This is a genomic window from Pantoea sp. FN0305 (genome assembly GCF_050113845.1).
GTDB lineage: Bacteria > Pseudomonadota > Gammaproteobacteria > Enterobacterales > Enterobacteriaceae > Mixta > Mixta alhagi.
The window spans coordinates 74,472-96,873 of record NZ_JBNJSN010000001.1 but is presented as its reverse complement, the minus strand read 5'-3'; the positions used below and the strand labels follow the sequence as shown (position 1 = coordinate 96,873).

Annotated in this window: 20 protein-coding genes; 5 read left to right on the top strand and 15 right to left on the bottom strand. The window is 54.7% G+C overall.

Going from position 1 to position 22,402, the window contains the following annotated elements; all coding sequences use genetic code 11:
* Positions 1-536 precede the first annotated feature (536 nt).
* Positions 537-4,427, bottom strand: coding sequence for a phosphoribosylformylglycinamidine synthase (gene purL, locus ACQE3Y_RS00490; RefSeq protein ID WP_426980646.1), 3,891 nt, complete (start codon positions 4,425-4,427; stop codon positions 537-539).
* Between the two features lie 267 nt (positions 4,428-4,694).
* Between purL and mltF the strand changes: the two genes are divergently transcribed.
* The gene (mltF, locus tag ACQE3Y_RS00485) at positions 4,695-6,152 is read left to right on the top strand and encodes a membrane-bound lytic murein transglycosylase MltF (RefSeq protein ID WP_426980645.1); all 1,458 of its coding nucleotides are present in this window, start codon (positions 4,695-4,697) and stop codon (positions 6,150-6,152) included.
* Positions 6,153-6,159: 7 nt separating this feature from the next.
* Here mltF and tadA read toward each other — a convergent pair whose 3' ends face one another.
* Together tadA and yfhb are read right to left on the bottom strand one after the other, a co-directional pair.
* The gene (tadA, locus tag ACQE3Y_RS00480) at positions 6,160-6,669 is read right to left on the bottom strand and encodes a tRNA adenosine(34) deaminase TadA (RefSeq protein WP_426971626.1); all 510 of its coding nucleotides are present in this window, start codon (positions 6,667-6,669) and stop codon (positions 6,160-6,162) included.
* Positions 6,670-6,728: 59 nt separating this feature from the next.
* Positions 6,729-7,364 carry a phosphatidylglycerophosphatase C gene (gene yfhb / locus ACQE3Y_RS00475; RefSeq protein WP_426980644.1) on the bottom strand — a complete coding sequence of 212 codons (636 nt, stop codon included), beginning with the start codon at positions 7,362-7,364 and terminating at the stop codon, positions 6,729-6,731.
* 231 nt (positions 7,365-7,595) lie between these two features.
* On the opposite strand from yfhb, the gene ACQE3Y_RS00470 reads away from it, so the two are divergent.
* Together ACQE3Y_RS00470 and ACQE3Y_RS00465 are read left to right on the top strand one after the other, a co-directional pair.
* Positions 7,596-8,435 carry a MurR/RpiR family transcriptional regulator gene (locus ACQE3Y_RS00470; RefSeq protein ID WP_085070670.1) on the top strand — a complete coding sequence of 280 codons (840 nt, stop codon included), beginning with the start codon at positions 7,596-7,598 and terminating at the stop codon, positions 8,433-8,435.
* Positions 8,436-8,494: 59 nt separating this feature from the next.
* A complete protein-coding gene (locus tag ACQE3Y_RS00465; RefSeq protein ID WP_250650618.1) occupies positions 8,495-8,749 on the top strand; it encodes a YfhL family 4Fe-4S dicluster ferredoxin in 255 nt (84 codons plus the stop codon).
* Between the two features lie 12 nt (positions 8,750-8,761).
* Here ACQE3Y_RS00465 and acpS read toward each other — a convergent pair whose 3' ends face one another.
* The 11 genes from acpS to rpoE all read right to left on the bottom strand — a co-directional run bounded on the left by acpS (position 8,762) and on the right by rpoE (position 18,085).
* Positions 8,762-9,142 (bottom strand): holo-ACP synthase, encoded by a 381-nt coding sequence (acpS, locus tag ACQE3Y_RS00460; protein WP_085070666.1) that lies wholly within the window; start codon positions 9,140-9,142, stop codon positions 8,762-8,764.
* A complete protein-coding gene (gene pdxJ / locus ACQE3Y_RS00455; protein ID WP_426980642.1) occupies positions 9,142-9,873 on the bottom strand; it encodes a pyridoxine 5'-phosphate synthase in 732 nt (243 codons plus the stop codon). The genes acpS and pdxJ overlap by 1 nt, the downstream gene beginning before the upstream one ends.
* 59 nt (positions 9,874-9,932) lie before the next feature.
* Positions 9,933-10,667: a DNA repair protein RecO gene (recO, locus tag ACQE3Y_RS00450; protein WP_250650621.1), complete on the bottom strand. Its 735-nt coding sequence runs from the start codon at positions 10,665-10,667 to the stop codon at positions 9,933-9,935.
* Between the two features lie 7 nt (positions 10,668-10,674).
* On the bottom strand, positions 10,675-11,580 hold the full coding sequence (gene era / locus ACQE3Y_RS00445) for a GTPase Era (protein ID WP_426980641.1): 906 nt from the start codon (positions 11,578-11,580) through the stop codon (positions 10,675-10,677).
* Complete coding sequence (gene rnc, locus ACQE3Y_RS00440) at positions 11,577-12,257, bottom strand: ribonuclease III (RefSeq protein ID WP_085070659.1); 681 nt, start codon at positions 12,255-12,257, stop codon at positions 11,577-11,579. Before rnc ends, era begins: the two co-directional genes overlap by 4 nt.
* Positions 12,258-12,387: 130 nt before the next feature.
* Positions 12,388-13,362 (bottom strand): signal peptidase I, encoded by a 975-nt coding sequence (gene lepB, locus ACQE3Y_RS00435; protein WP_085070657.1) that lies wholly within the window; start codon positions 13,360-13,362, stop codon positions 12,388-12,390.
* A gap of 9 nt (positions 13,363-13,371) precedes the next feature.
* Entirely contained in the window at positions 13,372-15,171 is a 1,800-nt protein-coding gene (gene lepA, locus ACQE3Y_RS00430; RefSeq protein WP_426971621.1) for a translation elongation factor 4, read from the bottom strand.
* A 237-nt stretch (positions 15,172-15,408) separates the two neighbouring features.
* Positions 15,409-15,876, bottom strand: coding sequence for a SoxR-reducing system protein RseC (rseC, locus tag ACQE3Y_RS00425; protein WP_426971619.1), 468 nt, complete (start codon positions 15,874-15,876; stop codon positions 15,409-15,411).
* Entirely contained in the window at positions 15,873-16,829 is a 957-nt protein-coding gene (gene rseB / locus ACQE3Y_RS00420) for a sigma-E factor regulatory protein RseB (protein ID WP_426971617.1), read from the bottom strand. Before rseB ends, rseC begins: the two co-directional genes overlap by 4 nt.
* The gene (gene rseA / locus ACQE3Y_RS00415) at positions 16,829-17,479 is read right to left on the bottom strand and encodes an anti-sigma-E factor RseA (protein ID WP_426980639.1); all 651 of its coding nucleotides are present in this window, start codon (positions 17,477-17,479) and stop codon (positions 16,829-16,831) included. The genes rseB and rseA overlap by 1 nt, the downstream gene beginning before the upstream one ends.
* Positions 17,480-17,509: 30 nt before the next feature.
* Entirely contained in the window at positions 17,510-18,085 is a 576-nt protein-coding gene (gene rpoE / locus ACQE3Y_RS00410; RefSeq protein ID WP_085070649.1) for an RNA polymerase sigma factor RpoE, read from the bottom strand.
* Between the two features lie 474 nt (positions 18,086-18,559).
* Here rpoE and nadB point away from each other — a divergent pair, with 474 nt between their 5' ends.
* Positions 18,560-20,179 carry an L-aspartate oxidase gene (gene nadB, locus ACQE3Y_RS00405; protein WP_426980638.1) on the top strand — a complete coding sequence of 540 codons (1,620 nt, stop codon included), beginning with the start codon at positions 18,560-18,562 and terminating at the stop codon, positions 20,177-20,179.
* Here the strand turns inward: nadB and trmN are convergent.
* Positions 20,164-20,934 (bottom strand): tRNA(1)(Val) (adenine(37)-N(6))-methyltransferase TrmN, encoded by a 771-nt coding sequence (gene trmN / locus ACQE3Y_RS00400; protein WP_426980637.1) that lies wholly within the window; start codon positions 20,932-20,934, stop codon positions 20,164-20,166. The genes nadB and trmN overlap by 16 nt on opposite strands.
* Before the next feature lie 99 nt (positions 20,935-21,033).
* On the opposite strand from trmN, the gene srmB reads away from it, so the two are divergent.
* Positions 21,034-22,377: an ATP-dependent RNA helicase SrmB gene (gene srmB / locus ACQE3Y_RS00395; protein ID WP_250650626.1), complete on the top strand. Its 1,344-nt coding sequence runs from the start codon at positions 21,034-21,036 to the stop codon at positions 22,375-22,377.
* Positions 22,378-22,402: the final 25 nt, after the last annotated feature.

The following is a 22,402-nucleotide window of genomic DNA, read 5'->3' as shown; positions in this document are numbered from 1 at the left end:
CGGCAATGGCCGCAGAAATAAAAACGGCAGAGCCGAAGCCCTGCCGTTCCAGATGCGATGAACATTCATCGCATTAAAATTAGGTGGTGCCTAACTCAACGTTGCGCCCGGTGTTTGATAAAGTCGCAAGCGAACTATTATCGGTACGTGGACGGCAGGCACCGTTTTGTGCGTCATTCGGCGTTTTATGAAGCGCTTGACCGCGTTAGCAGGGCTGTCATAAGGAGGTGAATGAGCCACTGCGGATATATTAGCAAACAATGTGCCAACTTTGAAATATCTATATAACTGGCTAATTATTAAGGGATTGCCGTGGCAGCTATTGGTGAAAAGCGACTTAACCTAAATATCGACCCTCGCCTCTGTCGCTTATTGGCAACAGCCTGAGTATCATTATTAATACTTTATAAATATCATAGATTTAAATGTCTCCTTTTGGAGACACCCGATCCCCTTCACTGTCGCAGATTAGCTACGCTCCCTTAAAAACAAAAAAACCGCACCGATAACGGTGCGGTTGATAGCAGGATGAGAAATTATCCCAGCTGTTTACGCGCATTGCGGAAAATGCGCATCCACGGGCCATCCTCATGCCATTCGGCTGGATGCCAGGAGTTGCTCACGGTACGGAACACGCGCTCCGGATGCGGCATCATAATAGTGACGCGGCCGTTTTCACTGGTCACTGCAGTTATGCCGTTTGGCGAGCCGTTAGGGTTAGCAGGATAGTTTTCGGTTACCTTGCCATAGTTATCGACAAAACGCAGCGCCACGATGCCTTTTGCCTCCAGTGCAGCAAGATGGGCAGCGTCACGCACTTCGACAAAGCCTTCACCGTGCGATACGGCAATCGGCATACGCGAGCCAGTCATACCTTCCAGCAACAGCGATGGGCTGGCTGCTACTTCAACCAGGCTGAAGCGCGCTTCAAAACGCTCGGACTGGTTGCGTACAAAACGCGGCCAGAGATCGCTGCCGGGGATCAGCTCACGCAGGTTAGACATCATCTGACAGCCGTTACAAACCCCCAGCGCCAGCGTTTGCGGGCGATGGAAGAAGGTTTCGAACTGATCGCGAACGCGGCTGTTGAACAAAATTGATTTCGCCCAGCCTTCGCCAGCGCCCAGCACGTCGCCATAGGAGAAACCGCCGCAGGCAACCAGCGCCTGCATCTCTTCCAGGCCGATACGGCCAGCCAGCAGATCGCTCATATGCACATCCACCGCATCAAAGCCGGCGCGATGGAAAGCTGCCGCCATCTCAACATGCGAGTTGACGCCCTGCTCACGCAGCACGGCCACTTTTGGCCGGGCACCGCGGGCAATAAAGGGAGCCGCGATATCTTCCTGTGGCTTAAAGGTGAGATGAACGTTCAGGCCCGGATCGTTATCATCCTTTTTCGCTTCATGTTCCTGATCGGCACAGTTGGGGTTATCACGCAGACGCTGCATCTGCCAGGTGGTTTCCGCCCACCAGACGCGTAGCGTAGAGCGGCTTTCGCTGTAGACCACTTTATCGCCCGCGTGGATCACGAAACGATCGCCCGGCAGCGCCTTGCCAAGATAGTGAACGCAGTCGCTCAGGCCATGCTCGCTCAGCAGCGCTTCTACCACTGCGCGATCCTGCGCGCTGACCTGAATCACAGCGCCCAGCTCTTCATTAAACAGCGCCGCCAGCGCATCCGCGCCCAGCGTGGCGATATCCGCTTCGATCCCGCAGTGGCCGGCAAACGCCATCTCTGCCAGCGTGACCAGCAGGCCGCCGTCAGAACGGTCATGATAAGCCAACAGTTTCCCGGCCTGCACCAGCGCCTGTATGGCACTGAAAAAGCCTGCCAGCTGCCGAACATCACGTACGTCGGCCGGTTTATCGCCCAGCTGACGATACACCTGCGCCAGAGCGGTTGCGCCCAGAGCATTTTGCCCTTTACCCAAATCGATAAGCAGCAGCGCGTTATCTTCCGCCGTCTGCAGCTGCGGCGTTACCGTGCGGCGCACATCTTCCACGCGAGCAAAAGCGGTGATCACCAGCGACAGCGGCGCGGTCATTTCACGCTGCTCATTTTCCTGCTGCCAGCGGGTTTTCATCGACATTGAGTCTTTCCCTACCGGGATCGTCAGCTCCAGCGCCGGACAAAGCTCTTCGCCGATAGCTTTTACCGCATCGTAGAGGCCTGCATCTTCGCCCGGGTGCCCGGCTGCGGCCATCCAGTTAGCCGAGAGCTTCACGCGTTTCAGCGCGCCAATGTCAGTTGCCGCCAGGTTAGTTAACGCCTCTCCCACCGCCAGACGGGCCGAGGCAGCAAAGTCCAGCAGTGCGACCGGCGCACGTTCGCCAATAGAGAAAGCTTCGCCATGATAGCTGTCGAGGCTGGCGGTAGTAACCGCACAGTTAGCGACCGGGATCTGCCACGGCCCTACCATTTGGTCGCGCGCCACCATGCCGGTTACGCTGCGATCGCCAATGGTAATCAGGAAGGTTTTTTCCGCTACGGTCGGCAGATGTAAAACACGTTTAACCGCCTCTTCCAGCGTAACGCCATCGCGTACCAGCGCTTCTCCCTGCGCCTGCTGACGACTGACATCGCGCGTCATCTTCGGCGTTTTGCCCAGCAGGACGTCCAGCGGCATGTCGATCGGCTGATTGTCGAAGTGGCTATCGGAAAGGGTTAAATGCTGCTCTTCCGTCGCTTCGCCAATCACCGCGTAAGGGGCGCGTTCACGCTGACACAACCGATCGAACAGCGCCAGCTTGTCTGGCGCCACCGCCAGCACGTAGCGCTCCTGCGATTCATTACACCAGACTTCAAGCGGACTCATGCCTGGCTCATCATTGAGAATATCACGCAGGTTGAAACGTCCGCCGCGTCCGCCATCGCTGACCAGTTCCGGCATCGCGTTCGACAGGCCGCCCGCGCCGACATCGTGAATAAACAGAATCGGGTTCTCTTCGCCCAGCTGCCAGCAGCGGTCAATAACTTCCTGACAGCGACGCTCCATCTCCGGATTATCGCGTTGCACTGATGCAAAATCGAGATCGGCGTCGGACTGGCCGGAAGTCATCGACGAGGCCGCGCCGCCCCCCAGACCAATATTCATCGCAGGCCCGCCCAGCACGATCAGCTTCGCGCCAACCGTAATTTCGCCTTTCTGCACGTGATCGGCGCGGATATTACCGATACCGCCCGCCAGCATAATTGGCTTATGGTAGCCACGCAGCTCGGTGCCGTTATGGCTGTTTACGCGCTCTTCATAGGTACGGAAATAACCGTTCAGCGCCGGACGACCAAATTCATTATTGAACGCCGCGCCGCCCAACGGGCCTTCGGTCATAATATCCAGCGCGCTAACGATGCGATCCGGCTTGCCGAAATCTTGTTCCCACGGCTGTTCAAAGCCGGGAATACGCAGGTTAGAAACCGAGAAGCCCACCAGCCCCGCCTTTGGCTTAGCGCCCCGGCCTGTGGCACCTTCGTCACGAATTTCGCCGCCGGAGCCGGTTGCCGCGCCCGGCCATGGCGAGATCGCCGTGGGATGATTATGGGTCTCTACCTTCATCAGAATATGGGTCGGCTCCTGATGGAAATCGTAAACGCCCTGCTGCGCATCCGCATAGAAGCGCCCCACCGCCGAGCCTTCCATTACCGCCGCGTTATCTTTATAGGCTGACAGCACATAGTCTGGCGTGGCGGCGAAGGTGTTTTTGATCATCCTGAACAGGGATTTCGGCTGTGATACGCCATCGATTACCCAGTCCGCATTGAAAATTTTATGGCGGCAATGCTCAGAGTTAGCCTGAGCAAACATATAAAGCTCGATATCGTTCGGGTTGCGCCCCAGTTTTTTAAACGCGGCCAGCAGATAGTCGATTTCATCATCGGCTAACGCCAGACCCAGCTTCTGATTCGCCGTCTCCAGCGCGGCACGCCCTTGCGTCAGAATATCAACGCTTTGCAGCGGCTGCGGCTGTTGCTGCACAAAGAGTTTTTCCGCTTCCTGTAGCTCGCTAAACACCGTTTCCATCATGCGGTCATGCAGCAGCGCGGCCAGCTGTGGCCACTGTGCTTCCGTTAGCTGTGGCGCCTGCACATAAAAGGCCAGCCCACGCTCAAGACGGCGCACCTGCGGTAAATCACAATTATGGGCAATATCGGTGGCTTTAGAAGACCAGGGAGAAATGGTGCCCGGACGGGGCGTTACCAGCAGCAGACGCCCTTGTGGCGCATGTTCAGCGAGAGAGGGACCGTATTTCAGCAGACGTTGCAGGCGGGATTTTTCTTCTGCGTTCAGCGGTGCGCTGACATCGGCAAAATGGACATACTCGGCGTAAATATCACTCACCGGCAGGTGAGCGTCCTGAAAACGGGTCAGCAGTTTGTTTACACGAAATGCCGACAGAGCGGGCGAACCACGCAGAATTTCCATCATTAAGATCTCTCGTCTTCGAAGTGCCGGAGGGCGCTTCTTTGGGCGCAACAGGGAAAACGGGCGATATTATAAAGAAACGGGGCCGGTAACGAAACCGTTTGCGTTGAAATTTCCGCGCTGCGAAATAGCCTGAAAATTGCACGATTCCTGCTATTAAAGTTGCTCTGTGCGGCTTTGTTGCGCAAAATGCCCCACGCTCTGGGATTTAATAGATAACAAACGCTGCCCAAAGAGACAGAGGCCTTAGAGCCACCGAGAGATAACTATTTGAAACGCCTGAAAATTAATTATCTGCTTATCGGGTTGATCACCGTGCTGCTGGCAGTAGCGCTTTGGCCAACCATCCCGTGGTACGGCGGGACGCAGGATAAAATTGCGCAGATAAAATCGCGGGGAGTGTTACGAATTAGTACCATTAATTCTCCGCTGACTTACTACACCGTCAATAACGCACCGGCCGGAATGGATTATGAGCTGGCGAAGCGATTCGCCGATTATCTGGGGGTGACGTTGCAGGTTACCGTTCGGCAAAACCTGAACGACCTGTTCGATGACCTTGATGACGGGGAGGCCGATATGCTGGCTGCCGGGCTGATTTATAACAGCGAACGGCTGGCACGCTTTCGTACCGGCCCCAGCTATTATTCCGTCTCGCAGCAGCTGGTTTACCGCATCGGCACGCCGCGCCCGAAAAACCTTGGCAACCTGAAGGGGCGGCTCACGGTCGCTTCCGGCTCTGCCTATATGTCCACGCTGCGCAATGTCAAAGAGAACCAGTATCCCGATCTGGACTGGGCGATCTCCACCGATCAGGGACCGAAAGCGCTACTGGAGGCAGTAGCGGATGGCGAGCTGGATTATACCATCGGCGATTCCGTGACTATCGGCCTGCTGCAACGTATTCATCCGCAGCTGGCGGTGGCGTTTGATATTACCGATGAAGAGCCTGTCACCTGGTATATGCAGCGTGAAGAAGATGACAGCCTCTATGCGGCGATGCTCGACTTCTTTAGCCAGATGGAAGAGGAAGGCGCAATGGCGCGGCTGGAAGAGAAATATCTTGGTCACGTTGGCGCTTTTGACTATGTGGATACCCGTACCTTCCTGCGCGCGATTGACGATACTCTGCCCGGTATCCGCCCGTTGTTTGAACGCTATGCGAAAGAAATAGACTGGCGGCTGCTGGCGGCAATCTCTTATCAGGAGTCGCACTGGAATCCGCAGGCGACCTCGCCAACCGGCGTGCGCGGCCTGATGATGCTGACCCGCAACACCGCTGACAGCCTGGCGGTGAGCGATCGTCTCGATCCAGAACAGAGCATTCGCGGCGGCAGTGAATATCTGCAACGCATGATGGAAAAAGTTCCTTCTACCGTGCCGGAGGATGAGCGTATCTGGTTTGCGCTGGCAGCCTATAATATGGGTTACGCGCATATACTGGATGTGCGCAAGCTGACTGAAAAACAGGGCGGCAATCCTGACAGCTGGGCAGACGTTAAGCTACGGCTGCCGATGCTGAGCCAGAAACGCTATTACAGTCAGACCACCTACGGCTATGCACGCGGTCACGAAGCCTATAACTACGTGGAGAATATCCGCAAGTATCAGCTTAGCCTGGTAGGCTATCTGCAGGAGCAGGAGAAAAAGCTGGCCCAGCGTAAAGCAGCGGAAGCGGCTTTGGGTGCGGGTTATCCGGCCGTTGCGCCCGATATCGCCATGAATTAAAGCGGTCTCAGGGCTGATTCGCCTGCGCTGCCCGCAGCGCCTGCCGCTGCGCACGTTTTTGTGCACGGCGCATGCGGAAAAAATCGCTGAGCGTGGCGGCGCATTCCTCTGCCAGTACGCCATGCTCCACCTTAACCTGGTGGTTCATGCCCGGATGCCCCAATATATCTACCAGCGACCCGGCCGCGCCGGTTTTTTCATCTCTGGCGCCAAAGACCAGTCGGCTAATGCGGCTATGAACAATCGCGCCCGCACACATGATGCATGGCTCCAGCGTGACGTATAGCGTGGTATCCAGCAGGCGATAGTTTTCCAGCACTTTACCTCCCTGACGCAACGCCATCATTTCAGCGTGCGCTGTAGGATCGTGCTGTTCGATGGGTCGGTTCCAGCCTTCGCCAATCACCTGATCATGCTGTACCAGCACCGCTCCCACCGGAACTTCGCCCTGCTCACGCGCCCGATGCGCCAGCTGTAACGCATAGCGCATCCAGTATTCATCACTTGTTTCGCTCACAGTACTCTCCAGCGGAAAAATGCGGCTGGCATTATAACCAAACCTGATAGCAGACCAAATTATTCCAACTGTTGCAGTTCGCCATGCGGCGTCACGCGCCAGCGGTGCTGGCAAAAATAGAGCAGTGGGTTGTCCTGCTTGCTGTCGCTATAGCCGCTGTAGAGCTGCAACGGCGTGCCGATCTGCTCTTCCAGCTGCACAACCTTCTCATGCCCCAGGCAGCGCAGGCTGAGAATACGTCCGCCCCAGCCTCGCTTCATTTGACTGGCGATCAGCTTCACGCGCGGCAGAAAGGCAGAGTCGTAATAGACCTTTTCCACCAGCGGCTGCGGCGACCCGGTGATCAGCCAGACATCGGCATCCTCACTGCTGAGATAATCGGTTAATCGCTGCTGCACTACCGGAAACGCCACCACCCGCTGACGGAACCAGTGGGCAAAGCTCTCCTCACGACGCTGTAACGCCGCTTCGCTGTGTCCAAAAGTGATAGACCATAGCAGCAGGCTCATTGGCCAGCGCGCCGCACGCCCCTTTAGCAACATACCGGCACCTACCACCGGCAGCAGCGGTACCACCAACAGCAAATTAAGCGGTTGTCGCCACAGCAGATAACGCATAAAGGTGCCAAACATATCCTGTTGATGTAAGGTGCCATCCAGATCAAAAAATACCACCCGTCGTTGCGAATCCGCCATTACACCGCTCTCCTTCGATAAACCTTTTGCTTCAGCATTCATTAGTGTAGACAGTAGCAGCCATCGCTGACTAACGGCAGCGCTATTGCAATGTAATTTGGCTTCCGCTTTGATCCGCGTTATAAAATTACATAAACAATGCTTTATGCTTATTCATCAGCAAGTAAGTAGCTAAGGCGGCGTGCAGGCCTGCTTCTGTTAGCTGGCAATATCAATCTGAAGGAGTCTGCCATGAGTGCCCTGTTACGCATCCGTCAACTCTATTCCGGGCTGGCGTTGAATGAGCGTCGGCTGGCCGATTATCTTCTGGCGCAGCCCGCACATGCCTGCCAACTCAGCTCGCCACGACTGGCGCAGGAAGCGGGTGTGAGTCAGTCCAGCGTAGTTAAATTTGCGCAAAAGCTGGGCTATAAAGGTTTTCCGGCGCTTAAGCTGGCGCTAAGCGCATCGCTACAGGCCAAAGAGTCAATTACGGTACATAACCATATTCTGAGCGGCGATCCGCTGAAGGTTGTGGGTGAAAAGCTGTTTACGGAAAAGGTTTCCGCTATTCGCGCTACGCTGGATATCAACAGCGAAGATAAGCTGCTGGAAACGCTGGCGCTTATCAAGCGCGCCGATCGCATTGTGCTGGTCGGCATGGGCGCATCGGGCCTGGTGGCGAAAGATTTTTCATGGAAGTTAATGAAAATCGGCATCAGCGCAGTAGCCGAACAGGATATGCATGCGCTGCTGGCCAGCGTACAGGCGCTACGCGCCGGGGATTTGCTGTTGGCTATCTCATACAGTGGAGAGCGACGTGAGATCAATCTCGCCGCGCAGGAGGCGGTGCGCGTGGGCGCTTATGTGCTGGCCTTTACCGGTTTTACGCCAAATACGTTGCAGCAGTGCGCTACCCACTGTTTATATACCGTGGCGGAAGAGCAGAGCACGCGCAGCGCCGCAATCTCCTCTACCTCGGCCCAGCTGGCGCTGACCGATCTGCTGTTTATGGCGCTGGTACAGCAGGATGCCGAACGCGCCTCTGACTATATTCGTCACAGCGAGTCGCTGGTAAAAAAACTGGTATGATCTGTTAGCGAGCGTATAATGACCGCGCTTTACGTTATTCAGGCAGGACCGGGAGCATCATGGCGTTACTGATTACTAAAAAATGCATCAATTGCGATATGTGCGAACCGGAGTGCCCTAACCAGGCGATTTCGATGGGCGATGAAATTTATGTGATTGATCCCTGGCTCTGCACAGAGTGCGTAGGACATTACGATACGCCGACCTGCATGAGCGTGTGCCCGATCGATAACACTATCGTGACCGATCCGGCACATCAGGAAAATCGTGAGCAGCTGTGGGAAAAATTTGTGCTGATCCACCACGCAGTATGAGGCGTTGCCGCCTCAACCTTCAATAATCACCGTTGCACAGGCGTAATGACGTTCATCAGCCAGCGTGACGTGAACGTTTTGCACCCCCAGCCGGGTTGCCAGCTCAGCCGCCTGCTGAAAAAAGCGTAGCTCCGGCTTACCCAGCGCATCGTTATAAACTTCAAACTGATTAAACGCCAGGCCGCCGCGAATACCGGTGCCGAATGCTTTTGCCGCCGCTTCTTTTACCGCAAAGCGTTTAGCCAGAAAACGCACCGGCTGCTGGTGCGTCTGATACTGCTGCCACTCGTTTTCACTCAGCACGCGGCGCGCCAGGCGATCGCCCGAACGGCTGATGACCCCTTCGATGCGCTCAATTTCAACAATATCGGTGCCCAGTCCAAGAATAGCCATTAGCGGCGCGCTTCCCGCATCAGCTGTTTCATCTCTTTTACCGCATCTGCCAGGCCGCTCATCAGCGCACGGCCAATAATAGCGTGGCCGATATTCAGCTCATGCATTTCCGGCAGCGCGGCGATCGGCTGCACGTTATGGTAGGTTAAGCCATGACCGGCGTTGACTTTCAACCCTTTCGACGCCGCATAGCTGGCCGCATGACGAATCCGCGCCAGTTCTGCATCACGCGCGCTGCCCTCTTCCGCTTCGGCGTAAGCGCCGGTGTGGATTTCGATATAAGGCGCGCCTGCCGCCACAGCGGCATCAATCTGACGCTCGTCGGCATCAATAAACAGGGAAACCAGAATGCCCGCCGCGCTCAGACGCTCTACCGCCGCGCTAACGTTCGCCTGCTGACCTGCCACGTCCAGACCGCCTTCGGTGGTCACTTCCTGACGCTTTTCCGGCACCAGACAGCAGAAATGCGGTTTTAGCTCACAGGCGATGGCTAACATCTCTTCCGTGACCGCCATCTCCAGGTTCATGCGCGTTTCAATGGTCTGTCGCAGCAGACGCACGTCGCGATCGGTAATATGGCGGCGGTCCTCACGCAGATGCACAGTAATGCCGTCGGCGCCTGCCTGCTCGGCAACAAAAGCTGCCTGAACCGGATCGGGATATTGGGTGCCGCGGGCGTTACGCACGGTAGCGATATGGTCAATATTGACGCCTAATAACAACTCAGCCATGACAATCCTCAGAATGTTGCGGTTATTCAGGCAGCGAAACGCGCTGGCGCTCGCTGTATTTACTCCTGGCGATCCGGCGTTTCAGCACGCTTTTTGGGAATAAACTGGCGGAACAGTTCCTGGCTTTTTAACGGCTTGCCGCCCAGCCAGGGTTTTAACGCCATTCGCGTAAAGCGTTTTGCGGCTCGCAACGTATCGCCATCAGGAAAATCTCGCTCGGCGAGCGCGCGCAGCTGCCGTCCGGTAAAGCTGCGCTGATTAATGACCAGGCTGGCAATAAAGCCTTTTTCTTCACGATAGCTATAGGTCATGCCATCTTCAATCTCTTCTCCTGTGCCAGCACAGTGCAAAAAATCGACGCCATAACCTAAATGACCGAGCAGCGCCAGTTCAAACTGACGCAATGCCGGTTCCGGGCTGCCGTTGGCCTGTGCCAGAGACTGGATACAGTAGAGATAATCAAAGAAGAGTTCGGGAAAGGGGGTTTCATGCTCCAGCACGCGCGCAACCAGCTCGTTAACATACAGGCCGCAGTACAGGGTAGTGCCGCTTAAGGGCAAAGCCAGCGAGACCGCCTCTACATTGCGCAGCGTTTTCACTTCACCACGACCGCCCCAGCGAACCAGCAGCGGCGTGAAAGGCTGTAGCGCCCCTTTGAGATGGGAGCGCTTAGAGCGCGCGCCTTTGGAAATAACGCGCACCCGACCATGATTTTCGGTAAACAGATCCAGCATCAGGCTGGTTTCGCTCCAGGGCCGCCCATGCAGGACAAAAGCGCGTTGCCAGCCTTCCATTCAGTGATTAAAGGTCGTCAACATAGCCCAGACTACGCAGCGCACGTTCGTCATCTGCCCAGCCAGACTTCACTTTAACCCACAGTTCAAGATGCACTTTCATCTCGAACAGCTCTTCCATATCCTTGCGCGCTTCAATACCGATGGTTTTGATTTTGGTGCCTTTATTACCGATCACCATCTTTTTCTGGCCTTCACGCTCCACCAGGATCAGGCCGTTGATATCATAACCGCCGCGTTCGTTGGTGATAAAGCGCTCAATCTCAACCGTGACCGAATAGGGCAGCTCGGCCCCCAAAAAACGCATCAGTTTTTCACGGATAATTTCCGACGCCATAAAACGCTGTGAGCGGTCAGTGATGTAATCTTCCGGGAAGTGATGATCGGCTACCGGCAGGCGCTTGCGCACGATGCTGGCAATGGTATCGACATTTTTACCACTTTCTGCGGAGATCGGCACCATATCCATAAATTCCATCTGCTCGCTCAGGAATTTCAGGTGCGGCAGCAGGATAGATTTATCGGTAATGTTATCGACTTTATTGATGGCCAGCAGCACCGGCACTTTGTTCTCTTTCAGCTTGTTGAGAACCATTTCATCATCCGCTGTCCAGCGGGTGCCTTCCACCACAAAGATGATCAGCTCTACGTCGCCAATTGAGCTACTGGCGGCGCGGTTCATCAGGCGGTTGATAGCCCGCTTCTCTTCAATGTGCAGGCCGGGCGTATCCACATAAATCGCCTGATACGCGCCTTCGGTATGGATGCCCATAATACGATGGCGCGTGGTTTGCGGTTTACGCGAGGTAATGGAAACCTTCTGCCCCAGTAACTGGTTCAGCAGCGTGGATTTTCCAACGTTGGGGCGGCCGACAATCGCAATAAAGCCGCAGTGCATCTGTTGTTCGCTCATTCGAGTCCTAACTTAATCAGCGCCTGTTCGGCCGCTGCCTGTTCAGCTTTACGACGGCTGGAACCGGTGCCTACCACCGGATCCGCCATGCCGCTCACCTGACAGTGAATGGTAAATTCCTGATCGTGCGCTTCGCCACGCACCTGCACCACCAGATAGGAGGGCAGCGGCAGATGACGACCCTGCAGATACTCCTGCAGACGCGTTTTTGGATCTTTCTGTTTGTCGCCGGGGCTAATCTGATCCAGACGGCTTTGATACCAGTTCAGAATCAGCTGTTCGACGGTCTGAATGTCGCTGTCGAGAAACACGCCGCCGATTAATGCTTCAACGGTATCGGCAAGGATCGATTCACGACGGAATCCGCCGCTTTTCAGCTCGCCAGGCCCCAGACGCAGGCATTCGCCTAAATCAAATTCGCGCGCCATCTCCGCCAGGGTGTTTCCCCTTACCAGCGTTGCGCGCATGCGGCTCATATCGCCCTCATCCACGCGGGGAAAGCGGTGATAAAGCGCATTAGCAATAACAAAGCTCAGGATGGAATCGCCAAGAAACTCAAGACGCTCGTTGTGCTTACTGCTGGCACTCCGGTGGGTTAATGCCTGTTGCAGTAGATCCTGATGAGTAAAAGTGTAGCCCAGCTTTCGCTGGAGCTTGTTAATGAGGATGGGATTCATGCGATACCAATTTCAATAATGCGTCAATTATGCTGCATACGAAACAGGGCTGACAGCGGTCAACGCTAAACAGTTTCGTTTGCAGTGGCTTCCCGCAGGCGGGAAGCCATCCATTTTACTCACGACAACCTTAGTGGATGCCGCCAATACGACTCAGGCGAACGCCGGTTGGCCATTCACCCTCCTGTTTTTCAAAGCTCATCCAGATCGCGGTCGCTTTGCCAACCAGGTTTTTCTCTGGTACGAACCCCCAGTAACGGCTGTCAGCGCTGTTATCACGGTTATCGCCCATCATAAAATAGTGGCCTGCCGGCACAACCCAGCTCGCCTGCGGCTGTCCCGGCTGCTGATAATACATGCTGGCCTGACTTTGCGCTTCTGTTACCAGTAAAATATTGTGGGTTACGTCACCCAATGTCTCTTTACGGGCCGCCAGACGCAGGCCGCCGGGCATGGTTTCGCCCTGCGGCACCTGCCAGAAACCGTTACCGGATTCATTACCATCAAAGCCGCTGAAAGTCTGGATAAAGTTGCTGGGCGCTACGTCCGAGTAGGTAACCGGCAGCGCTTTATCGCACGATTTACCGCTGTCGCAAGCCGGGTTCACCGTCAGCGTTTTATTCAGAGCGTCATACGTCACGCGATCGCCAGGCAGGCCGATAACGCGCTTGATGTAATCCAGGCTCGGATCTTTAGGGTATTTAAACACAGCGATATCACCGCGTTTTGGATGCCCGGTCGGGATCAGCGTGGTTTGGGTAATAGGATCTTTAATGCCGTAGGCAAATTTCTCTACCACGATAAAATCGCCAATCAGCAGCGTCGGCATCATTGAACCGGAAGGGATCTGGAACGGCTCGTAAATAAACGAGCGCACCACGAATACCACCGCCAGCACCGGGAACACCGATGCTGCCGTTTCTACCCAGCCAGGCTGCTTCGCTACTTTCGCCAGCGTTTTATCATCCAGCGAACTGCCGGTTTGCGCCTGGGCCTGGGCCTGCTGCGCGCGGCGGGCTGGTGCCCACTTAAACCTGTCGATACACCAGATAATGCCGGTAACCAGCGTCGCAATCGCCAGAATCAGGGCAAACATATTAGCCATCAGATATCCTTATTTACTGTCTTTGCCCACGTGCAGAATGGCCAGGAACGCTTCCTGCGGCAGCTCAACGTTACCGACCTGCTTCATGCGTTTCTTGCCTTCTTTCTGCTTCTGCAACAGCTTTTTCTTACGACTTACGTCGCCGCCGTAGCATTTAGCGATAACGTTTTTACGCAGCTGTTTCACTGTCGAACGGGCAATAATGTGGTTACCGATCGCCGCCTGAATCGCAATATCAAACTGCTGACGCGGGATCAGATCTTTCATCTTTTCTACCAGCTCACGACCACGATACTGCGAGTTGTCGCGGTGGGTAATCAGCGCCAGCGCATCAACGCGTTCGGCGTTGATTAATACGTCTACACGCACCATGTCAGAGGCCTGGAAGCGTTTGAAGTTATAATCCAGTGACGCATAACCGCGCGAAGTGGATTTCAGACGATCGAAAAAGTCCAGCACCACTTCCGCCATCGGAATCTCATAGGTCAGCGCAACCTGATTACCGTGATAGACCATATTGGTTTGTACGCCGCGTTTTTCAACGCACAGCGTAATCACGTTGCCCAGATATTCCTGCGGCATCAGCATGTGACATTCGGCGATCGGCTCGCGCAGCTCGCTAATATTATTCAACGGCGGCAGCTTGGAAGGGCTATCGACATAAACGGTTTCACCACCGGTGGTTTCTACCTCATACACCACGGTCGGCGCGGTGGTGATCAGGTCAAGATCGTATTCACGCTCCAGACGCTCCTGAATGATCTCCATATGCAGCAGGCCAAGGAAGCCGCAGCGGAAACCAAAACCGAGCGCCGTTGAGCTTTCCGGCTCATAAAACAGCGAGGCATCGTTCAGACTCAGTTTGCCCAGCGCATCGCGGAAGGCTTCATAATCGTCTGAGCTGATCGGGAACAGACCGGCATAAACCTGCGGCTTCACTTTTTTAAAGCCCGGCAGCGCTTTTTCCGCGGTATGTTTCGCACCGGTTAAGGTATCGCCTACCGGCGCACCGAGGATATCTTTAATCGCGCAAACCAGCCAGCCTACTTCACCGCAGTTCAGCACATCGCGATCCACCCGCTTCGGCGTAAAGATCCCCAGACGGTCAGCGTTGTAGACCTGCCCGGTACTCATCACCTTGATTTTCTCGCCCTTGCGCAGGGTGCCGTTTTTAATACGCACCAGCGACACAACGCCCAGATAGTTATCAAACCAGGAGTCGATGATCAGCGCCTGCAGCGGCGCGCTTGGGTCGCCTTCCGGCGGCGGAATATCACGTACCAGCCGCTCCAGCACTTCCGGCACGCCCACGCCGGTTTTGGCCGAGCAACGCACCGCATCCGTGGCGTCGATACCAACAATATCTTCAATTTCCTGCGCCGCGCGATCGGGGTCGGCCGCTGGCAGGTCAATTTTGTTCAGTACCGGCACCACTTCCAGATCCATTTCGATGGCGGTATAGCAGTTAGCCAGCGTTTGCGCTTCTACGCCCTGCCCTGCATCAACCACCAGCAGCGCACCTTCACAGGCAGCAAGAGAACGCGAGACCTCATAGGAGAAGTCAACGTGGCCTGGCGTGTCGATAAAATTGAGCTGGTAAGTTTCACCGTTTTGCGCTTTGTAATCGAGCGTCACGCTCTGCGCTTTAATAGTGATGCCGCGTTCCCGCTCCAGATCCATTGAGTCCAGAACCTGCGCAGCCATTTCACGATCGGCCAGGCCGCCGCAAATCTGGATCAAACGATCTGATAAGGTCGATTTACCGTGGTCAATGTGCGCGATGATCGAAAAGTTTCTTATATGCTTCATTATGGAGGTTATTCTGCCTTACAAATGCTGAAACTCTCGCGATGCAACCTCAGGAGAGCGTGGAATATCACAGGCGGAGACAGCCCGAATGGCGCATTGTACACGACATATCAGGGTGGTGGAATCATCGCGCCGGGAGATAAAGCAAGGAAAACGGGATGATAGCCTATTTGCTGTAAGGGAGGTGTAAAAAAGCGCAAAACATTGGCCGAACGAGATGCATCGTCCGGCTGACATTTAGTGGGATTCTGGCTCAACCCGAAGCGCATCGGGCGGCAACATAATATTCAGGATCACCGGCTGGAAAGCTTCGCCCTCGCCAAAGCGCATCGAAACGCCTTTGGCTACGATAAAGCCGCCGATTCCGCCTAACAGCGCGCCACAGGCTGCGGCCAGATCGGTATGAAACAGCATCTGAAACAGCCCGGCCAGCAAAAACAGCCCTAACAACGGCGTCATATAAACCAATAGCGCAGAGCTTAACAGGCTGCTTTCACGAATGCCTAACTCAACCCGTTGACCGGGCTGCAGCGGCTGTTCACTGGCAATCTGCATCACGTGCGCATTTTTTGGCCCCAGCTTGTTCAGCATTGCGCTGCCGCAGCCTTTGCGCGCTGAACAACTGTTACAGGTGGTTTTCACTTCCGAGTGGAGCGTGGCGATGCCATCCTGCCACGCAACTACGGTGGCCCATTCTCTCATCATCGTTGTGTACCTAAGTTGATACTGTCGGCGATACGCTTCGCCGTAGAGGGCGGCAATTCGCCAACAATGGTAATTTCAGTATTGTTGCGGGTAGCAGTTTGCACCGTGCGACGACCAGTACGCAATAGCTGCGTCGTGCTGTTTTTATCCGCCGGGCTGACGTTAATTGAAAAACTAAATAGCCCGTCTGAATAGAACCTTGATTCCACAAGCTTATTGATAGATGGCAGCGAACGTCGGCTTTGCGCCACCTCTTTCATACCAGCAGGCAACCAGACGGGCTGCCAGTTGAAAGAGACTTTTTGCGCTTCAGGCACCGAGAGCGACGGCGGCAAATCTGCCTTCTCCAGCCCCTGCATTAAATTGCGCACGCCTTCATCAACGGCAAAGCTGACCACGCGATACTGTTCCAGCGTTTCACCATCGCGATCGAGCAGATCGATACGCAACGGCAGCCGGGTTTCGCTATCCAGCCACACAATGTAGCTGTAACGCGTACCGTCGCGCGCCACAATGCGCACCACTTCGCACAGCTGATCGGCAATACGCGTGCGCCCAACGGGCACAAAATCATAGCTGGTGGTTAAGTGTTTGAAATCGGCGTAAACCACTGAGGGAAGCGCATCAACGATATGCGAGCCGGGCAGCGAGAAAGGCTCCAGCCCCGGTTCAAAGTAGCTGATATCCTTGCCACGCTGAATCACTTCCCGACGCGGCCCATCCATCTGCAACAGCTGGGCATAAATCTTGTTATCAATTACCGCATGGCGATAGCGTAACGATTCAATACCCAACCGGGAGACAGTGATGTAGGCGAGTTCATAATTGAGAGATTGGCTGGCCTGTTCCATCTGTTGTAACAACGCCCCGGATGCAGTTTCCTGCGCCGGGGCGACGGACGGATAAAACAGGCCGCCAGCCAAAAGGCTAACGACACACCAGAGCTGCTTCATTACTGCTGCTGTATTCCTAACGACTGATTTCCTGGAACCTGAACCTGCGCCTGTTGTGGGCCGTTCGCATCAAACTGCATCTGTTCGGTATGTAAACGACGCTGTAGTTCGTAATCCTGCAGCATGGCATTTACCCGACGACGCTGCTCCTGCACTTGCTGGCTGGCGCTGTTGGTGTCAAAGCTTTCAGAAGGCACGCCCAGGCTAACCGGTGAAGCCTTGCCCATCATTGGAAGCGTATTAAATACGGGCGCTTCTGAGCCCTGGCTGGCATCCTGCGGCTGGTTATAATGCTGTACGCCAACAATAACCGCCAGAGAGACACAGGCCGCCATGCCAACCTGGGTAATTTGCGCAGCCCACGGGCCCATTTTTTTCCAGAAAGGCATTTTTTCCCAGCGCGCAGGTTCTGGCTGCGCTTCCGGGATAAGCGTAGTGATATTACGCACCGGCTCTTGTTCGATAGCAGCGGCAACGCGCGCGGCAATATCGAAATGCACGGTTTCGCCCACGTCACCACGCAACGTATCGCGGATAAGATGATAGCTTTCCCATCTTTGTTGCAGCGTAGCGTCTTTAGACAATGCGGAAATCACTTCGTTGTCCAAAGTTTCGCCATCCATTAAAGCGGAAAGTTTTTCTTTCTGCATGCCTTAGTACCCTTCCTGTATCCGTTATTTCTAACGTTGGATAAGTGGTTGAACTTTGTTATCGATGGCCTCTCGTGCGCGAAAAATACGCGAGCGGACGGTGCCGACCGGACAATCCATGATGGCAGCTATCTCTTCATAGCTTAGACCATCCAGCTCCCGCAGCGTGATCGCCATACGCAGATCTTCCGGGAGCGATTCAATGGTACGGAACACTACCTGTTTCAGTTCATCAGACAACATTAGATTCTCAGGGTTCGAAATTTCTTTCAGCGCCCCGGCGCTTTCAAAATTTTCAGCCTCCATCGCATCCACATCGCTGGATGGCGGGCGTCTCCCCTGAGCAACCAGATAGTTTTTCGCGGTGTTAACGGCAATACGGTATAACCAGGTATAAAACGCGCTATCGCCGCGAAATGAATCAAGCGCACGATAAGCCTTAATAAAAGATTCTTGTACCACATCGGGTACATCGCCTGACGGTACGTAGCGCGAAACCAGGCTCGCCACTTTATGCTGGTAACGTACGACCAGTAAATTGAATGACTTCTGATCTCCTTTCTGTACCCGTTCAACGAGAATCTGATCCGTTAATTGCTCGCTCATCCGAGGTAATATCTCCTCAAATCATTCTCCACGCATAAATGAACCACCAGCAATCACTCAACTTTATGAGCAAGCTTTCGTTAGAGCCGGTCATAAGACAATAGTTCAGTTAAGCCACTTTTTTGTTGCGTCACCGGGTACTTTTACCTAACAAAACATTTAAATATGCTGAGGAAACGCACGGCGCCGACCTGTTTTTCATCATTAACCGGCTATCTGACGTAAGCCGCAGAGTACCCGATGCGCATGACATTTTCATCAATAACGCATAATTATTGCACCTTGTTCGCCATAATAAACAAATCACCGTTAAAACAGCCATTTCTCAGACTTTTCAAAGCAAAGAGCGATAAGGCCAGTGGTAAAACAAATGTTACTTTGCTTTAGATCGTGCTTTCATCATGTTTAATCTCTTTTTTAATCTGCTTTTTCCGCTTATGCTCGCATGACCACTTGTTTAGTAAAATAAACACCATGAGCGATATTTCTGATTACCAGTGCGATGTGTTGATTATTGGCAGCGGCGCGGCAGGTTTGTCATTGGCGCTGCGGCTGGCAGAGACGCAACAGGTTACCGTGTTAAGTAAAGGGCCGGTCAGCGAAGGTTCAAGTCTCTATGCACAGGGCGGTATTGCCGCCGTTTTTGATGAGATGGACAGCATCGAATCTCACGTAGAGGATACGCTGATTGCCGGAGCCGGGCTGTGCGAGCGCGAAGCGGTGGATTTTATCGCCAGCAATGCGCGCCACTGCGTCGAGTGGCTCATAAAACATGGCGTCGCCTTCGATAAAGAAACCCAGCCTGACGGCGAGGAACGTTATCACCTGACACGCGAAGGCGGTCACAGTCATCGTCGCATTTTACACAGCGCGGACGCCACCGGGCGCGAAGTGGTGACCACGCTGGTGAGCCAGGCGCTAAGTCATCCCAATATTCGCATTCTGGAACGTACCAATGCCGTCGATCTTATTCTTTCTGACCGGCTGGGCATGTCCGGGCCACGCCGTGTGCTGGGGGCCTGGATTTGGAATCGTAATCGGGAGCAGGTGGAAACCTGTAGCGCACGTGCCGTGGTGCTGGCCACCGGTGGCGCGGCCAAAGTTTACCAGTACACCACCAATCCTGACGTCGCCTCCGGCGATGGGGTTGCTATGGCGTGGCGTGCCGGCTGCCGCGTGGCCAATATGGAATTCAACCAGTTTCATCCGACCTGTCTCTATCATCCTCAGGCGCGCAATTTCTTATTAACCGAGGCGCTGCGTGGCGAAGGCGCTTATTTGCGCCGTCCTGACGGCAGCCGTTTTATGCCTGATTTTGATGAGCGCGCCGAGCTGGCACCGCGCGATATTGTCGCGCGCGCGATCGATCATGAAATGAAACGGCTTGGTGCCGAATGTATGTATCTGGATATCAGCCATCAGCCCGCTGATTTTATTCGCGCTCACTTTCCGATGATTGATGAGAAGCTCCGCTCGCTGGGTTTTGATTTAACCCGCGAGCCGATACCGATTGTGCCGGCGGCCCATTACACCTGTGGCGGCGTTATGGTTGATCATCATGGTCGTACCGATGTGGCGGGCCTCTACGCCATCGGAGAAGTGAGCTATACCGGTTTACATGGCGCTAACCGCATGGCGTCGAACTCACTGCTGGAGTGTCTGGTATATGGCTGGTCTGCCGCAGAAGAGATGGGGCGTACGCTGTCGCATATTGCGCGTATCGACAGGCTACCGGCATGGGATGAGAGCCAGGTAGACGATTCGGACGAACGGGTCGTGATCCAGCACAACTGGCATGAGCTGCGGCTGTTTATGTGGGATTACGTTGGTATTGTGCGCACCACCAAACGCCTGGAGCGCGCCAGCCGCCGCATTGCTCTGCTCCAGCAGGAAATAGAAGAGTATTACCGCCATTTCCGTATCTCGAACAACCTGCTGGAGCTAAGGAACCTGGCGCAGGTTGCCGAACTGATTATCCAGAGCGCCATGCTGCGTAAAGAGAGCCGGGGCCTGCACTTTACGCTCGACTATCCCGCCACACTGCCGGATTCAGGCCCAACGATCCTGACGCCGCCGGGTTACATAAACAGATAAAAGTCCTGCGTCAGGCTGCAGAAAGCCGGGGAGTAACGCTGGTCTGGCCCGCGAATGACCATGTGCTCTTGTAACAGCTCTCCCGCAACCGGCGAAAACCCCAGCAGCACGCGATGCGGCAGTCGTGTGCTGTTTTCCGCCACATCATTACGGAAACGCAGATGCCAGCCACGCGCCAGCGCCATGCTGACGAACCGCTTGCCCTCTTCTTCCGGCAATACCAGGCAAAAGAAGCCCTCTTCGCCAATCAGCGTTTCCGCGCACTGCAATAAACTTTCATGGTTCAGGGTATGCGTGGCGCGCGCCTTATCCCGTGCGGATGAAGCACAGGCTGGCCCCGGCGTAAAATAGGGCGGATTGCTGACAATCAGCGAATAACGTTGTTCCTGACGTTTTGCCCAATCAATAATATCAGCCTGATGGATATGAATACGCTGCGCCCAGGGCGAACGCGCAGCATTTTCGGCTGCCTGCGCTGCCGCCTCTGGCTCCAGCTCTACAGCATCAATCGCTACTGCTTCGGCGGTGCGCTGCGCCAGCATTAATGCCAACAGACCGCTGCCGCTGCCGATATCCAGAACACGCGCAGCCTGCGCCACCGGAGCCCACGCGCCCAGCAAAATGCTGTCGGTGCCAACTTTCATTGCACAGCGATCGTGTGCGATAAAAAAGCGTTTAAAAGTAAAACCGTTGCCACGTAACTGGCGTTTTGATTGCGACATAATCAGGACCAAAGACAAAAACGGTGCCAGCATAGGGGAAATAAGAAAGGGTTAAAAGCGATAAACTGCCGACAAACAGATGAAGATCGTCGCTAATCTGTCTATAATCAGCGCCCCAAACTGAGGTAGAACATGACCGCAACCACATTCTCCGAACTCGAACTTGACGAAAGCCTGCTGGATGCCCTGCAGGACAAAGGCTTTTCCCGCCCTACCGCTATTCAGGCAGAAGCGATTCCCCCTGCGCTGGATGGTCGCGACGTGTTGGGTTCAGCACCAACCGGGACCGGGAAAACGGCGGCTTATCTTTTGCCTGCGCTGCAACATCTGCTGGATTTCCCGCGTAAAAAATCTGGTCCGCCACGGGTATTGATCCTGACGCCGACGCGCGAACTGGCGATGCAGGTTGCCGATCAGGCGCAGGAGCTGGCTAAGCATACTCAGCTGGACATCGCCACCATTACCGGCGGCGTGGCCTATATGAACCACGCTGAAGTGTTCAGCGAAAACCAGGATATCGTGGTAGCCACCACGGGACGCCTGCTGCAATACATTAAAGAAGAAAACTTCGACTGTCGGGCGGTAGAGATCCTGATCCTCGACGAAGCGGACCGCATGCTGGACATGGGTTTTGCGCAGGACATCGAGACTATCGCGGCGGAAACGCGCTGGCGCAAGCAAACCATGCTCTTTTCTGCCACGCTGGAAGGCGACGGCATTAAAGATTTCGCCGAACGTCTGCTCAAAGAGCCGGTGGAAATCGATTCGGATCCTTCACGTCGTGAACGTAAAAAGATCCAACAATGGTATTACCGCGCAGACGATGTTGCCCATAAGACCAAATTGCTGGTGCATCTGCTGAAACAGCCGGAAGCCACCCGCTCTATCGTCTTTGTGCGTAAGCGCGAGCGTGTGCATGAACTGGTCGGCTGGCTGCATGAAGCCGGTATTCAGACCAGCTATCTGGAAGGCGAGATGGTGCAGGCAAAGCGTAACGAAGCGCTGAAGCGTCTGATGGATGGTCGGGTTAATGTACTGGTAGCCACCGATATAGCCGCACGCGGCATCGATGTGGATGACGTTAGCCATGTGTTTAACTTCGATCTGCCTCGCACGGCGGATGTCTATTTGCACCGTATTGGTCGCACCGGCCGCGCGGGTCGTAAAGGCACGGCGCTGTCGCTGGTCGAAGCGCACGATTATCTGCTGCTGGAGAAAATCAGCCGCTACATCAGTGAGCCGCTGAAAGCGCGCACTATTGATGAGCTGCGCCCGGCCACGCGCGCGCCCAGCCAGAAATTAAAAGGCAAGCCGTCGAAGAAAGTGCTGGCGAAGCGTAAAGAGAAAGAGAAGAAAAAAGAAGAAGAGAACAAGCCACGCGTTAAAGTACGTCACCGCGACCGCAAAAATATCGGGAAGCGACGCAAACCTGCCGCCGCTAACGGTAGCGATACGAATAAAGATGGTGCTGAATAATTGCACCGGGCAACAAAAAACCGCC